General features: G+C 41.4%; 14 protein-coding genes and 1 pseudogene. 4 read left to right on the top strand and 11 right to left on the bottom strand.

From position 1 onward, the window contains the following. Nucleotides 1-78: 78 nt before the first annotated feature. The 6 genes and pseudogenes from MKP07_RS12060 to MKP07_RS12035 form a co-directional block, all read right to left on the bottom strand. Nucleotides 79-2,048 (bottom strand): annotated as a pseudogene (locus tag MKP07_RS12060) (DNA repair ATPase); the annotation flags it as partial. A 256-nt stretch (nt 2,049-2,304) separates the two neighbouring features. Beyond that, entirely contained in the window at nt 2,305-4,359 is a 2,055-nt protein-coding gene (locus tag MKP07_RS12055; protein ID WP_240847419.1) for a flotillin family protein, read from the bottom strand. A gap of 20 nt (nt 4,360-4,379) precedes the next feature. Then, entirely contained in the window at nt 4,380-5,009 is a 630-nt protein-coding gene (locus MKP07_RS12050) for an OB-fold-containig protein (protein WP_240847418.1), read from the bottom strand. Nucleotides 5,010-5,039: 30 nt separating this feature from the next. Then, nucleotides 5,040-5,408: a hypothetical protein gene (locus MKP07_RS12045; protein ID WP_240847417.1), complete on the bottom strand. Its 369-nt coding sequence runs from the start codon at nt 5,406-5,408 to the stop codon at nt 5,040-5,042. A 104-nt stretch (nt 5,409-5,512) separates the two neighbouring features. Then, on the bottom strand, nt 5,513-6,238 hold the full coding sequence (locus MKP07_RS12040) for a PspA/IM30 family protein (protein ID WP_240847416.1): 726 nt from the start codon (nt 6,236-6,238) through the stop codon (nt 5,513-5,515). Nucleotides 6,239-6,263: 25 nt separating this feature from the next. Next, entirely contained in the window at nt 6,264-6,653 is a 390-nt protein-coding gene (locus tag MKP07_RS12035) for a YbjN domain-containing protein (RefSeq protein WP_262919714.1), read from the bottom strand. Nucleotides 6,654-6,805: 152 nt separating this feature from the next. On the opposite strand from MKP07_RS12035, the gene MKP07_RS12030 reads away from it, so the two are divergent. Continuing rightward, nucleotides 6,806-7,285, top strand: a complete 480-nt coding sequence (locus tag MKP07_RS12030) for a helix-turn-helix domain-containing protein (RefSeq protein WP_240847415.1) — start codon at nt 6,806-6,808, stop codon at nt 7,283-7,285. Between the two features lie 460 nt (nt 7,286-7,745). After that, nucleotides 7,746-8,834 carry a PDDEXK nuclease domain-containing protein gene (locus tag MKP07_RS12020; protein ID WP_449588939.1) on the top strand — a complete coding sequence of 363 codons (1,089 nt, stop codon included), beginning with the start codon at nt 7,746-7,748 and terminating at the stop codon, nt 8,832-8,834. Between the two features lie 39 nt (nt 8,835-8,873). Here MKP07_RS12020 and MKP07_RS12015 read toward each other — a convergent pair whose 3' ends face one another. The 3 genes from MKP07_RS12015 to MKP07_RS12005 are packed head-to-tail and all read right to left on the bottom strand — an operon-like array spanning nt 8,874 to nt 10,949. Continuing rightward, complete coding sequence (locus tag MKP07_RS12015; protein ID WP_240847413.1) at nt 8,874-9,047, bottom strand: hypothetical protein; 174 nt, start codon at nt 9,045-9,047, stop codon at nt 8,874-8,876. Beyond that, nucleotides 9,020-10,567: an ATP-dependent DNA helicase RecG gene (gene recG / locus MKP07_RS12010; protein ID WP_240847412.1), complete on the bottom strand. Its 1,548-nt coding sequence runs from the start codon at nt 10,565-10,567 to the stop codon at nt 9,020-9,022. The genes MKP07_RS12015 and recG overlap by 28 nt, the downstream gene beginning before the upstream one ends. 34 nt (nt 10,568-10,601) lie before the next feature. Continuing rightward, nucleotides 10,602-10,949, bottom strand: coding sequence for a hypothetical protein (locus MKP07_RS12005; protein WP_317236004.1), 348 nt, complete (start codon nt 10,947-10,949; stop codon nt 10,602-10,604). A gap of 225 nt (nt 10,950-11,174) precedes the next feature. Between MKP07_RS12005 and MKP07_RS12000 the strand changes: the two genes are divergently transcribed. Together MKP07_RS12000 and MKP07_RS11995 are read left to right on the top strand one after the other, a co-directional pair. Beyond that, nucleotides 11,175-11,999 (top strand): helix-turn-helix domain-containing protein, encoded by an 825-nt coding sequence (locus MKP07_RS12000; protein WP_240847410.1) that lies wholly within the window; start codon nt 11,175-11,177, stop codon nt 11,997-11,999. Between the two features lie 79 nt (nt 12,000-12,078). After that, nucleotides 12,079-12,693, top strand: coding sequence for a DUF417 family protein (locus MKP07_RS11995; protein ID WP_240847409.1), 615 nt, complete (start codon nt 12,079-12,081; stop codon nt 12,691-12,693). Between the two features lie 111 nt (nt 12,694-12,804). Here the strand turns inward: MKP07_RS11995 and MKP07_RS11990 are convergent, their stop codons facing one another. Together MKP07_RS11990 and MKP07_RS11985 are read right to left on the bottom strand one after the other, a co-directional pair. Then, on the bottom strand, nt 12,805-13,308 hold the full coding sequence (locus MKP07_RS11990) for an RNA polymerase sigma factor (protein WP_240847408.1): 504 nt from the start codon (nt 13,306-13,308) through the stop codon (nt 12,805-12,807). A 272-nt stretch (nt 13,309-13,580) separates the two neighbouring features. Beyond that, nucleotides 13,581-14,561: a UDP-glucuronic acid decarboxylase family protein gene (locus tag MKP07_RS11985; RefSeq protein WP_240847407.1), complete on the bottom strand. Its 981-nt coding sequence runs from the start codon at nt 14,559-14,561 to the stop codon at nt 13,581-13,583. Between the last annotated feature and the right edge of the window lies 1 nt (nt 14,562).

Genomic DNA, 14,562 nt, shown 5'->3' with positions numbered 1-14,562 from the left:
GATAATAGATTGATCCAACAAGGTCATCTGAGCCTGAAACTCGGCCTGTGATTCTTTCTTATTAAGCTCGTTACGCCGGTTCTGTATTTGTGTGCGCAGTTGATTTAAACCGGAAAACAACTGCGATATGTTTTCAATGATTTTTGCAGACTGTGAAGCATCATCAATTTTTAATTGATTGATGATATCAATCAACATTTCCAATGCGCCGGCTATCTCCGTACTTTGTTTTTCAAGTACCTTTACCTCCACCACTTTTACAGCCTGCGGTAAGGCTTCCCGCAATTGCTGTATCTGCAATTGGTAGGGTTGCAATGCATCGTCGCGAAGCAGGAATTCGACACAGGCCTTAGACAGTTCATCCGATTTTTCGGCCAATGTCTTTTCATGTTCCGTCAATACAGCTTCATCGGTGTAAGCTACTTTCTTTAAAGTGATCAGCTCTCCTTTCAACAATCGCAAGGCCGACAACAGCTTTACATAATCCTGCAGTGTTTCTTTCTTTAATGTACGTACATCAAATACGAGCTTCGAAACTTTTTCTTCAGCGTCAGCCATCAATTTAGCGGCGTTTGAACGCATCTCCACCACTTTTTTGAACTCATCAATGGCATTGGTGGCTATTTGTTTCAAATCGGTAAGCGCTGCTGCAAACTGGTAGCGACTGTTATCCTGCATCCAGAAATAAGAGTCATAAATATCCCTGCTTTTATCCAGTATATCATCATACAAACCTTCATAGTTATCCGGCTGATCCAGCAATACCAACAATTCTCTTATTTCGGCCATCGCCTGTACAATAGGCTTGTTGCCTATTTTATACAAGTGATGCTGACTCAAGGTTTCATTCAACATCATTTCTTTGGTAAAAGCAGTTTGCCATACCTGTATTAAATGATGCCGGGTAGGGTCTTTCTCGGAAATAAAATACAACAACTGCCCGTTCTCAAAAATGGTAAAACCATTACAAAGAATAGGTGTTTGCACCTGTTGCTCAATTACATTATAAGAAAGCAGGATATAGCTATGGCTGCTTTCCTGGTAAAATACATACAAAAATCTTCTCCATTAGGTGCATCAATACGACCACTATACTTTACCTGTTCCAGCTTACGGTCAAAGATCTTATGTTCACCGTTCTGTAAATAATAACCGTTGGACAATAACACGCCCTGCCCTTCCGGCAACAGCAATCCGGCATCGGCCAGTGTATCCACCCGCATCACTGTTTTCAAACGGTCATTAAAAATAAAATAGCGCTCCTCTTCGAGATAGGGCTTAATGCGTAAAAGGATGATGTTGCCGAGGTCAGCATAGTAAATTTCCCCGTCATCCAAAGTCTGATCCTTCTGCTCTACATCTTCATGATAAATTCCTTTACCCGTATCTGTGTTGTCTTCTATCTTAATAGACAGATCGCCGTTAATGGTCTCCACGAAAACGCGGTCGAGGATGGAGACATGCGGATTTTTACCGGTGCGTTGCATATCGCGCGTAGCTTTCTCCCAGGTAAAATCATGTTGCGACGGGTACTTCACTTCATGCGCACTCCGGCCATCCATAAACTGCAGGCGTTCTCCATCTATCAGCCATTTAAAAACCTTTATATCCTGCACATTGGCTGTTTGCTGAAACACCATGTAGAGTAAATTGCCTTTTACATGAAAGCGGGAAAAAGAAGCATTCCGATAATATTTATACAGGTTTTTAAATTCTGTTATAAACTCCTCCTGCTCCAATACCGAAAGGTTTTGGCCGGCAAACTCTTTACCATCGAACCGGTAAATGCTAAATACATCAGCGATACCGATATCCTGCTTTAAGCCAAATTGCACATTGTAGCCCAATATGCAAAGATTGCCCAGAGCCAGAATATCTTTGGCTACACAATTATTGGCCGTATTTATTCTGAGGTTCGCTAGTAACTCAAATGCTGTGGCACCGAAAACTTCTTTACGTTCCTTATTCAGCAATGCCACATTATCCAGTATTTTATTTTTCTGTACCTGCAGCCTTTGAAGAATGACTTCATAGGCGCCGGAGTCCATTTGTATTTCAGTAGTATTTTCTGGCATAGTATTGTACTTCGAAACGATGAAACAGGGCATTTATATTTTGCGATAATAATCTTGATTAAGAAACGCAAAACGGATACCACGATTGGGCCTGGCAAGAGCCAATATATCGAAATGAATCTCATCCTGAGCCTGACGAAGGACTCACTATTTCAATCATGGTCCATCTCCTAGGGAGTCCTTTGGACGGTTCATCATGCCATCCGTTATGCATTTCACATCTACCCCTTCAGCTGCTGTATTTTTTATTTTCAATACCCAATCCTTTTGCAAAGCTGAGCAGGTTATTTAAAAAGCCTTTGTCAGATCCTGTTGCTGATGTTTGAATACGGGCCACTAATGCTGCTATAGAAAGATTTTTGATATCCTCGCTGCTTACATCGTATTTATCAGCCAGGTTACGGATCTTGCTGATGATATTTTCTTCGCCATCACCCTGGCCTAAAAGGTTATCAGACAGCTGTGACAAATGGTAAGAATTATCGATCAGCTTATCCAGCCCTTTACCATTCGACACCTGGCGCACCACGTTATCAAAGAAGGTATTGTCACCACCCACGATATCGATCTTCGCATTCCTGAATGCATCGCCTAATACGCTGGCCTGTGCTTCTGCGATATCCTTCTGGATATGAATTTCAGCCAAGGCAATTTCCTTATCCTTCTGTAAGGTAAGGCGGAACTCTTCGTGCTCCTTACCCGCATCATTCAACTTTTTGATGGCTAAAGATTTCTCGTCCATACCTTTTGCTTCTGCTACAATTTTTTCACGGATCACTTCCGCTTCGGCCAACCCTTCTTTACGTTTGGCTTCTGCCCTGGCTTCTATGCCCGCAGCTTCAGCAATGGCTGTTTTTTCTATTACTGCCGCATCTACCAGTCCCTGTCTTTCTAACGCCTCAGCCTTGGCAAGCATTACCTGCGCTTCAGACATGCCCACAGTCGCTTCTTCTTTGGCTTTAGCATCTGCTATTACTTTACGCGCTTCTGCCTCTTTACCTGCAGCTTCTTTGCGGGCATTCGCTTCTATCAACACCTTCTGCGCTTCGTGAGCTGCTGCTTTTTCCTGTGACTCGGCTCTCTTCACTTCTTCAATCATCTTAGATTCAGCATCCTGACTGGCTTTAATCACTGCCGCATCTTTTAAACGATTAGCTTCCTTCAACACCTGCACATCCTTTATTTTTTCCTGTTCTTCTACCACTGTTTTTTCCAGGGCCACCCTTTCGCGAATCGCGTCCTGGATGTTTTTCTTTTCGATCTCAAGAGCCTTATCTTTTTCGATACCTGCTAATGCTACCACACGCTCACGTTCTGTTAACTCCAGGTATTTATCTTTCAATACACGTTCTGTTTCTACGGCTTCAGCACGCTCTTTGTTCTTAGCAGCAATAATCACCTGTCTTAATTTATTTTCTTCCTGGATCAATAGCTGCTCTTCTGTTTGTATCCTTATTCTTTCAGAACGCAAACGCTCGGTTTCCTTCACCGAATCAATTTCTGCCTGCTCACGCGATTTAATATTTTCAATTTCCCTGCGCTGCGATTCTTCTTTTTCTTTTAACTGGCGCTCTAATTCTAATATGGCTTCCCGGGTTTCCACATCCTGCTTCTTAATGGTACGCTCTTCATCCCTGCGGATCTGGTTTGATTTTATATTTTGCACCGCTGTTAACTCGGTAATTTTTTTAATACCTTCTGCATCCAGGATGTTTTCCCTGTCCAATAACTCTACACGGGTTTGCTCCAGGTAATCTATCGCACAATCATCCAATACATATCCGTTCAGATCGGTACCAATAATATTGATGATCTCTTCCCTGAACTCACGACGTGCCTCATACAGCTCAATGAAATCAAATTTCTTACCAACTGTTTTCAACGCCTCCGAGAATTTAGACTCAAAGAGATCCGTTAATGTTTCATGTGAAGACGCCCTGTCGGTGCCAATGGTTTGCGCGACATTAATGATATCATCTACTGATTTATTAACACGCACAAAAAAGGCTACTTTGATATCTGCACGCATATTGTCTTTACATATCAGCCCTTCCCGGCCCATGCGCTCAATATCGAGCTTTTTTACAGAGATATCCATCACCTCCTGTTTATGTAAGATGGGAATAACCAGGCCGGCATTGAAAAATACTTTCACACCGCCCTGGCCGGTACGGATCAGTACTTTACCCTGGCTAACTTTTTTGTACATAGAAATGAGCCAGAAAATGAGCCCGATAACGACGAGCACTAAAAAAGCAGCAGTAATGTAGAACGAGTAATTCATAAATTGAGTTGTTTTAATAGTTATAGGTTGTAAGATTGTACTAAATAAAATTTTTCGTCAGATGAGGCTTCCAGGATGATCACCTGCTCTCCGGTTTTATATTCTTCGTCGGTCATCGATTTGGCATATACCCTAATCACATCGCTTTCATGTTTGATTTCTATCTGCCCGATTTTGTTTTGTTTGATACCGGCGACCACCGTACCCACTTTGCCGATGAAGTCAATGCTCTGTTCGCCCTTATGATTGAACATACGATACAATTTAAGGAAGGGCATGGCTACTACTTTGGTTAGCAGGAGACCTAGTATAAATCCTGGCAGGTATAAAACAAAACCGATCCATTTATCCTCCCATCCCAGCACCGGCGTAATATTGACCAGGAACAGCCACATAAAAATGCTTACCAGGGAGAGTATAAAAAGAATAGGTAGTTCGCCGATATAAAAGAATTTCAAAACACTTTCCCAGGCACTGTCTCCACTATGCTGCGTTTCGGGGTGATCATGATCTATATCAGCGTCCGCATCGGTCACATCTAAGTCAAGACCTGTAAAAATGGTAATGATCCAGTAAATAGCAAACAATATGGCAAACAGCGTTGCTATAAAATTTACCTTGGAAAAAGCGATGTGAAAAAACTCCTGCATGTTGGTTTGGATTGATGTTATAATTGATAGTTAGTTTTTCATATACAAGCCGCCCGACCACCCGGCCTGTTTTTTGCGATGCAGCGCATCGCCAATTACAGGTTCGGCTCTTTTGTTTCGTATTTCGAGAAGCCAATAAATAAGGTTTCCGACTCCGCTTAATAAGATGATGATCAAAATCCATACAATGCGCATATTGCCTTTTTCGAGCAGCGGATTTTGGGCTGCGTGCAGCACAAAATAAACAGTGCTTAATATAAAAAGTACCGGAAGCACAAAAGCCGCAATAAAAAATGCACTCACGCCATCTGAAAAATCAAACGGTAATTCATCTGCATTTTGAATATTATTGGTAACGCCAAATACCGAAACAAAAAAAGCAAATAACCTATAAAGCAAAGAACAGAGAGTAGAGCCGGCACTACAGCCATAAAGGATTGTACCGGCTTATTATCAAGCAGCTTCATTGTTTAAACTTTTTTATAGAAAACATCGAATATCAATCAGGATGGTGTGTTGTTCTGCTCATTGGCATTCTCAATTCCCAGCTGGCTTTTCAATTGAGCTAATTCATCTTCAACCGAAATCTCTTCAATGATCTTGTTTACCTTTTCATCATTGCTCTCTTCTTTCTGATTCATTTCTCCATAAGCCTGCGCCAGCGCCTCCTCATCCAGTACCTTATCCTTCATACGCTCCAGCATAGAAGCCACGCTGTTAGAATCCATTTTCATCAGCTGCTTGTTAATCTGTTGCGTAGCATTGCTTACCTTAACCCTGGCTTTTAGTGTCTTCAATTCGCTTTCCCACTGGGTAATGCTCAATTTGATCTTGGTAACATTGCCCTCCAGCCCGGTTACCTGCTGTTGTAAAGATGCTACCTGCAGATCAGCCTCTGTTATTCTACGGGTGATATCCGCTTTCTTCCTTAGATTTTCTTTTACTAACTGGTCAGCTTCGTCACTTTGTATTGCTCCGTCCTGCGCTTTCTTCAGCAATAATACTGATTTGTTATGTATAGTTTCCTGCTCTTCACGATATTGTTTCAACTCATTACCGCGTCGGATGTGCATGGCCTTTACTTCGGCCAAGGCCCTGTTAGCCTGGTCCAGTTCGGTATGCAGATCCCTAAGTCCCTGTTCAATCATTTTGATAGGATCTTCCAGCTTATCGATGGCCGAATGGGTTTCAGCCTGCCCTATTTTAAAAAGTCTTTGAAAAATATTCATGGCATTCTTTTTTAACGATGATAAATTATTTGCTGAACTTCATGATTTCATTCGAATATTCTGAAAGTAACAGCGATAACGAGTTAATGGTGGTTTCCAGTTCGCGCTTGTCGAGCGACTCTACCTGCAATGTGTTACGAAAGATCACTTTTTCGCCGGTTTCATCCAGCACAAAAGCTCCGTGTACAATATCCCTGTTTTTGATCAACAGCTCCCGATAGACCGAGTCGCTATTACAATTAAACAGGTACTGCTCAACAATTAAAATAGGGTTAGCAACGCCCAGTACCATATTTCTGATTCCATATTCCTGCTTGTCTATGACGATGATGCCATCGTTTTCGTTTTCGTATAAAACTTCATAGTCAAGCTCGGTTACATAGTTTTTTACTTTACTAAAAAACTCTCCATTCAGTGTGTTTTAAGTTTTTTATAAATAGATTGTACAATCTGATAACAAATCTACAAACTGATTTTCAAATGTGCAAATATTATTAGCAATATTTTTTAACAATGTTATTTTTATTTGCAATAATGTTACTTACATTTGCCAAAACAGATTAAATCATGTCGAATTTCGGTTCTAACATTAAAAAGATACGCAGCTTAAAGAATTACACGCAACAGCACCTGGCAGATATTTTGGGGCTAACCCGTGCAGCAGTAAGTTCTTATGAAGAAGGAAGAGCAGAACCGAAAATAGAAACGCTTACAAGGGCATCCCAGATATTTGGCGTAAGTGTAGATGATTTTATTAATAAAAAGCTCACTGTTAATGAGGTAGCGCACTTTAAAGTTCCGGAGATAAGCCCCAAAAACATTGCTGATGAAAAACCAACAGGTTTTTTCCCGGAGAATGCCAACTGGGTTAGCATCAAAAATGCTACTATTATTGACAACCGTTTTGGAAATGATCAAATACTATTAGCAAAAGACGACGAGATTAACGCATCGCAGCCACAAATTATTTATACTGACGCTGCTATACTGGTTGCCTCTGTAAAAAAACACACGGAGCTTATCTTACCATGGGTACATACACAATAGCACTTAGCGATATAACCGCAATAAAAACAATTCTGGGCTGGTATCAGCCTTTAAGTCATCAGGCAGGGGAAATATTTTCAACGAGCTGGACCTTATTAAGAACAGGCTATCTGAATTGGAAAAAAGTCTTGCCGGTTAGAGGTTGCGTACCTACGGCAATCGTTCACTACCTATTGCCACGAAATTGAATAAGGGCTCTTCACTATTGTAAATTGGAATAGACTAACAAAAATGCATTTTGTGTGTTTTTTTACTGTTGTATTGGCACCTGTCATCCTTCTGTTTATTTCGATTAAATTAGCAGTGAAAACACTGATCTTATATAAGAATATGGATATTCCGGATAAGATACTTATATGAATGATAATTACAAACTATTTCTGGCAGCGGTTAAAACGCAAATTGCGGAAGCGCAGGTTCGGGTGGTTTCCGCTGCCAATAGTCAAATGCTGCTACTATATTGGAGTTTGGGGCAACATATACTTCAGCATCAATCAGCAAAAGGCTGGGGGCTAAAATCATCGACTTGTTAGCGAAGGATTTAAAAACCGAATTTCCAAAACTAAAAGGATTTTCTGTACGCAATCTTAAGTACATGCGTAAATTTGCCCTAGATTATCCACGACCTGTTATAGAGCAATTGATAATAGCTACGGAACAACTACGCTCAGAAGAGACGAGCATTACAAAAGTTCAAAAAACGCTTACCACATTTGTGCAGCAGGTTGCTGCACAAATGCAAAATAGCAGTAGCCACCAAACCAAAAAAATGCAGCAACCTGCTGCACAAAATGAGGTATATAATGATTTGTTTCTCCAATCAATTTTGGCCAGGATCAGCTGGTCTCATCATCTTGTATTAATGGACAAAGTGCCTAACATCGGGCAAAGGTTATGGTATATGCTTCACGTTATAGAACGTGGCATTAGCAGAAATATTTTAGGCCTTCAAATTGAAGGAAACTTATTCGAAAGACAGATCAAGGCCAAAAAGATCACAAATTTCGCAAGAATCCTTCCGCTTCCTCAATCGGATATGGCTAACTACCTCTTAAAAGATCCATACATTTTCGACTTTGTACAAGCCAAAGAAAACGCTGACGAGAGAGATATAGAATCCCAGCTGGCCAATCATGTTACTAAATTTCTTCTCGAGCTGGGAAAAGGATTTGCTTTCATTAGCCGGCAACAGCATTTCCAGATCGGCGGCAGCGACTTTTACTCCGATCTGATTTTTTATCATACCAGACTGAAGTGTTATGTAGTTGTGGAGCTTAAAGCACGCCCCTTTCAACCGGGTGATGTCAGCCAGCTTAATTTCTACGTAAATTTGGTTAACGATAAGCTAAAGGCTAAAGACGACAACCCAACTATTGGGCTCTTACTATGTAAAGGCAAAAATGAAGTTGTGGCTGAGTATAGTCTCATGGGGATTTCCAACGCCTTGGGTATATCTGACTACCAACTATCAAAAGTTGTACCCGAAGAAATTAAATCGCAGCTCCCTGATATCAAAGAAATAGAAAAGGAACTAAAAGAGTTGGATTAGTTTAGAATAAAATGCCGGATCTCTAATCATTATAATGTACTAAGATATCTTACTCCAGATCGTCTTCCCCTTCTGTGACTGTAAAAATTCTTTCAATGCCACATTCTCAGGCTTAGAGAGATCGGGATCATCGGTTAGTATTTCTTCGGTTACTTTTTTGGCTGCATCCACCATCGCTCTGTCATTTACAATATTCGCCAGCTTAAAGTCCACCACACCACTTTGGCGGGTACCTTCAATATCGCCGGACCACGCAATTCCAGGTCCTTCTCAGCTATTACAAAACCGTTATTGGTGGAAGTCATGATCTTCATACGTTCGCGCGCCACATTACCCAGCTTTTTACCCGTTAACAAAATACAGTAACTCTTTTCAGCGCCGCGCCCTACCCTGCCGCGTAACTGGTGCAGTTGCGAGAGGCCAAATTTTTCGGCGCTTTCAATCACCATTACGGAGGCATTCGGCACATTCACACCTACTTCAATTACCGTTGTAGATACCATGATCTGCGTATCATGCTCCACAAAACGCCGCATATTTTCTTCTTTCTGAATAGCAGGCTGCTTGCCATGCACCATGCTGATCCAGTACTCTGGTTCGGGAAAATATGTTTTAATTTCATCGTAACCGCGCATCAGGTTTTCATAGTCAAGCTTATCACTTTCCTCAATCAAAGGGAAGATCACGTATACCTGTCTTCCCAAAGCAATTTCTGCTTTCAAAAAGTCCATTACATTGCTGCGGTCACTATCAAGTCTATGTACTGTTTGTATAGGCTGCCGGCCCGGTGGCAGTTCATCAATAACACTATAATCCAAATCTCCGTAGGCCGTCATAGCCAGTGTACGTGGTATGGGCGTAGCTGTCATTACCAATACATGCGGCGGAGTATGGTTTTTCTCCCAAAGCCGGGCCCGCTGCGCTACGCCAAAACGGTGCTGTTCGTCTACAATTACCAGTCCCAGATTTTGGAATTGAACCGTATCTTCAATAACCGCATGCGTGCCTATTAATAAATGAATACTGCCATCAGCCACACCCCGTAGGATGGGTTTTCGCTCTTTGCCTTTTACCGATCCGGTAAGCAAGGCCACACGGATATTCATATCTTTTAAGAGCGATGAAATACCCTGGAAATGTTGCCGGGCAAGGATCTCCGTAGGCGCCATTAATACGGACTGGAAGCCATTGTCTGCCGCCAGCAGCATGCAAAGCAATGCTACAATAGTTTTACCACTGCCCACATCACCCTGTAGCAAACGGTTCATTTGTTTTCCACGGGCGGTATCATTTCTTATTTCCTTTAGCACTCTTTTTTGCGCGCCGGTTAGCTCAAAAGGCAGATACTGGTTATAGAAAGTATTAAAGTGATCGCCTACTGCATCAAAAACAACACCTTTTGAAAACCGGTGCCGTTGGGAACGCAGCAGGTTCATACGCATCTGGGCCAGAAAAATTTCTTCGAATTTCAACCTACGCAGAGCGGCCTCGTAATGCTTTTGTGTTTGCGGAAAATGGATCTGTTGGAAAGCTTCAAAACGAGGCATGAGCTTCAACTCTTCTATCATTTTCTGAGGAAAATTTTCCGGTATGTCCTGCGGTTTTACGTGAGGTAATAATAATTGGGTTAGCTTGCCTAATTGCCTTCCACCCAGGTTTTTAGCTTTCAGCTTCTCCGTAGAAGGATAGATCGGTTCCAAAAAAGCCTTTCCTCCAGTTTTTCGGGAGTCCATGCTTCAATTTCAGGATGCACTAATTGAGGCTTGCTCATAAACCAGGACAGCTTTCCATAAACGATATAAGCTTTCCCTGGCTGCAGCATTTTTGGATCTGGTTAATAGCGCTGAACCATACTACTTCAACGGCACCTGTTTTATCTTTTACCTGGGAAACAAGACGGCGCGCCCTGTTTTGCCCGATTACCTGAAAGGGCTCTAATATCCCTACAAACTGCAGGTATTCATCGGCCGGTGTAGCATCGCCAATAGGGGTGAACTTTGTTTTATCAACATGGCGAAACGGGAAATGTTGCAGCAGGTCGTTAAAGGTGAAAATACTCAACTCTTTTTGCAACAGCTCTGCCCTTTGCGGACCTACACCCTTTAAATAAGCAATAGGACTTGATAATATTTGCGATTGATGACTGATAGCACTAAAGTTATGACCGCGAATTTAAATGGTATGCCTGATAAAAAGCGCGGAATCATCTGGTCTTTATAGATAGCAGCCACCAGTTATGATGTACGCAGAAGTCCTGTATTCTTTGTTGAGCCTTACTGACGGATCAACCCATTATGCTTACTTTTGAGTTTACACTTCGCAGAACAAAAGAATACACACTTGAACGATGTTATAAAAACGGAGCGCTTTACCCATCCCAAAAGTTTGAATGAGCTTAACGAGGCCTATTATCTTATCCTGTTGTTTGATGGGGCTGCTGAATTTTCTATAGATTTTACAGCCTACACCTGCGAAGGCAAAAGCCTGGTTTTTCTTTCACCCTACCAGCTACTTCAATGGAACGAAACTAATAAACCAGTTGTGGACCTGCTTCGGTTTCACGGAGATTTTTACTGTATAGAATACCATAAGGAAGAAGTTGCCTGTAACGGTATTCTCTTCAACAATATCTATGAGAGCCCTCTGATTTTGGTACCCGATACTGTTTTCGATGAAATAGCTACTATTTTTCAGAAAATAAAAACCATTGAAAACTCCCGGCAAAGTGCTGATCTGTCTATCATGAGGTCTTACCTGCAATTGGTTCTGGCATTAAGCAGTAAAGAAAAACAAATAGACATCGCTGACAACCGGATAGCCCACTATGAAAAAAATGGCCTTGCCTCTTTCCAGATCTTACTGGAAAAACACTTTCTTACCAGCCGGTCTGTTTCTTTTTATGCGGCGCACTATGGCCTGTCCGTAGACGCTTTTAGTAAACAGGTTAAGAAACACTTTGGAAAAACACCCTCCACTCTTATACAGGAGCGCTTGATACTGGAATCTAAAAGACTTATTCACTTAACCTTTAAAAGCATCAAAGAAATAGCAGCCGAGCTCGGGTTTGAAGACGAATTTTACTTCAGTCGTTTTTTCAAAAAATCGGTAGGCGTTTCTCCTAAAATCTTCCGGAAAAAAGTGGGAATATCTATTGCGGCAAAATAGTCTATGTATTTTCCGTATCCATCCATTCCCCTGATTGAGGGGGCTTGCTAATTTCGACCTGAATTAAATAATAAAGTATATGGAAAATTTATTCAGGCTTTTTGCATCATGGCAAGACTTGTTTATTGACTTTTTAAGAGTAGCTGTATTTATCGTAATGGCATGGATAGGAGGCTTAAAGGCATTTAAGTATGAAGCAGACGGCATTGTTCCATTCGTGATTAATAGTCCGCTGATGAGCTTCTTTTACAAGAATTCAGGTAAGATCGCCGTAAATAGCGAAGGAAAACCCGTTGCCGAATACAAGCTCTATAAAAATGCGGAAGGGCAAACTGTGCAAAAAAATATCGACTGGCATAAAGAAAACAGAACCTATATTTTTTCGTATGGCCTTGGTTCGGTTATTGTTTTAATCGGCTTGCTGGTTTTAACGGGCATCTGGTTTCCCAGGATAGGTTTTTGGGGAGGTATTCTAAGTGCGGGAATGTCCGTCGTAACGCTTTCCTTTTTAATTACCACACCAGAAGTGTATGTTCCCAACCTTGGCGGTGATTTTCCCACGCCACAGCATGGGTTTCCCTATTTATCGGGAGCGGGGCGTTTGGTGATAAAAGATGTCATTATGATGATTGCAGGACTGGTTATAGCTGCTGACAGTGCCCAAACTGTTTTAAAAGCCAGTCTTAATCACTAGCTCACAGCCAACCGTAAGCTTTGCACTCAATACAAGCTTAGATGCAATTTGTTGCCTTGTATTCATCGACGATCACAATAAGAAAATCCCGCTTTCGGCGGGATTTATATTTTAATATCGGTTGATCTGCTCTTTTAATAACTTACGTGCAAAGTGGATACGGCTTTTAATGGTTCCTAATGGCTCATCCAGGTATTCAGAAATTTCCTGGTATTTATATCCTTCAAAATATAGTTTAAAAGGCACTTTGAAAGTTTCAGGAAGCCCGTCAACCGCTGCTTCAATCTCTTTTTGCCTTAAACTGCTTTCTGCCGAATTAGATACAGATACCTGGCGTAGATTAATCAGGTAATCTTCGGGTGTGTTATCGAAAACCGTTCTGCGTTTTGCATTTCTACGGTAATCATTGATAAAAATGTTCCGCATGATAGTAAATAACCATGCCTTAATATTAGTACCCGAATTGTACTTTTCCTTATTAGCCAATGCCTTATACAGGGTTTCCTGGTAAAGGTCATTTGCTGTTTCGTTATTTTTAGTAAGGTTAACCGCAAAAGGTTTCAAAAACCCTGCATTGTCAACCAATAAATCGCTGAACTCTTTTTCTTTTTCCATGCTGCCCGGGGTTTATTCTTGTGAAGAAATGTGACCAAAATTAATGCTTAAACATTAATCCTTTCTGGTTGAAGCAAAATATTACAAAAACTTTACCGAACACGATTGCGTGACAATACTACAGTTCTCATTTTTATAATTCTCCACAATTGGCAGTTTCATGCTATCAAACTGTCAATTGATCCGCCAAAATTAGGTGGCCGTCGGGTAGTAGACGTGTTCAGAACCACAAAAGTTCGCAGCCGCTAAAATACTTATTCTGAATAGATAAGCTATTTAGAAGACGCGAATTCTTTTGGCTGTTTAAACCATTCTTCGGGTGGCAGCGACTTAAAATATTCGTAAGTATTTTTTAGCCCTTCTGACCGGTTGATTGTCGGTTCCCAATTCAAAATGGCCTTTGCCTTAGTTATATCCGGCTTTCTTTGCTTGGGGTCATCTACGGGTAGCGGCTTGTAAATAATTTTCACTGTGTTGCCGGTTAAAGACAGTACTTCTTCTGCAAAATCCTTAAGCGAGATCTCATCAGGATTTCCAATATTCACAGGATTTACGTAATCGCTTAATAATAAACGGTAAATACCTTCTACCAGGTCACTTACATAGCAAAAACTACGCGTTTGAGAGCCATCGCCGAAAACAGTAATATTTTCACCTCTTAATGCCTGACCGATAAACGCTGGAAGAGCGCGGCCATCGTTAAGTCGCATGCGGGGACCATAGGTATTAAAAATACGAATGATACGTGTTTCTACATTATGGAAAGTATGATAAGCCATAGTGATAGACTCCATGTAACGTTTGGCCTCATCATATACACCTCTCGGGCCCACGGGATTTACATTTCCCCAATACTCTTCCGTTTGTGGATGAATTAAAGGATCGCCATAAACCTCGCTGGTAGAAGCCACCAATATACGTGCGCCTTTCGCTTTTGCTAAACCTAAACAGTTATGCGTACCCATTGCTCCTACTTTCAGCGTCTGTATCGGTATTTTCAGGTAGTCGATAGGGCTGGCTGGTGACGCAAAATGAAGAATGTAATCCAGCTTACCGGGTATATGGATGTATTTGGTTACATCGTGATGGTAAAATTCGAAATCAGGGTTAGGAAAAAGATGCTCCAGGTTTTTCAGATCACCGGTGATCAGGTTGTCCATGGCTATTACATGGTAGCCTTCTTTAATAAAACGATCACTGAGGTGAGAACCCAAAAAACCGGCTGCTCCTGTAATTAATATTCTCTTCTTCATG

Source organism: Paraniabella hibiscisoli, assembly GCF_022512515.1.
Taxonomy (GTDB): domain Bacteria; phylum Bacteroidota; class Bacteroidia; order Chitinophagales; family Chitinophagaceae; genus Niabella; species Niabella hibiscisoli.
The sequence above is the reverse complement of the archived record's forward strand: the minus strand, read 5'-3'. Positions and strand labels throughout refer to the sequence as shown.

Excerpts from the sequence above, each read along its gene's own strand:
- MKP07_RS12055 (WP_240847419.1), bottom strand. The coding sequence starts at position 4,359 with ATGAATTACTCGTTCTACATTACTGCTGCTTTTTTAGTGCTCGTCGTT.
- MKP07_RS12050 (WP_240847418.1), bottom strand. The coding sequence starts at position 5,009 with ATGCAGGAGTTTTTTCACATCGCTTTTTCCAAGGTAAATTTTATAGCA.
- MKP07_RS12040 (WP_240847416.1), bottom strand. The coding sequence starts at position 6,238 with ATGAATATTTTTCAAAGACTTTTTAAAATAGGGCAGGCTGAAACCCAT.
- MKP07_RS12030 (WP_240847415.1), top strand. The coding sequence starts at position 6,806 with ATGTCGAATTTCGGTTCTAACATTAAAAAGATACGCAGCTTAAAGAAT.
- recG (WP_240847412.1), bottom strand. The coding sequence starts at position 10,567 with ATGGACTCCCGAAAAACTGGAGGAAAGGCTTTTTTGGAACCGATCTAT.
- MKP07_RS11995 (WP_240847409.1), top strand. The coding sequence starts at position 12,079 with ATGGAAAATTTATTCAGGCTTTTTGCATCATGGCAAGACTTGTTTATT.
- MKP07_RS11990 (WP_240847408.1), bottom strand. The coding sequence starts at position 13,308 with ATGGAAAAAGAAAAAGAGTTCAGCGATTTATTGGTTGACAATGCAGGG.
- MKP07_RS11985 (WP_240847407.1), bottom strand. The coding sequence starts at position 14,561 with ATGAAGAAGAGAATATTAATTACAGGAGCAGCCGGTTTTTTGGGTTCT.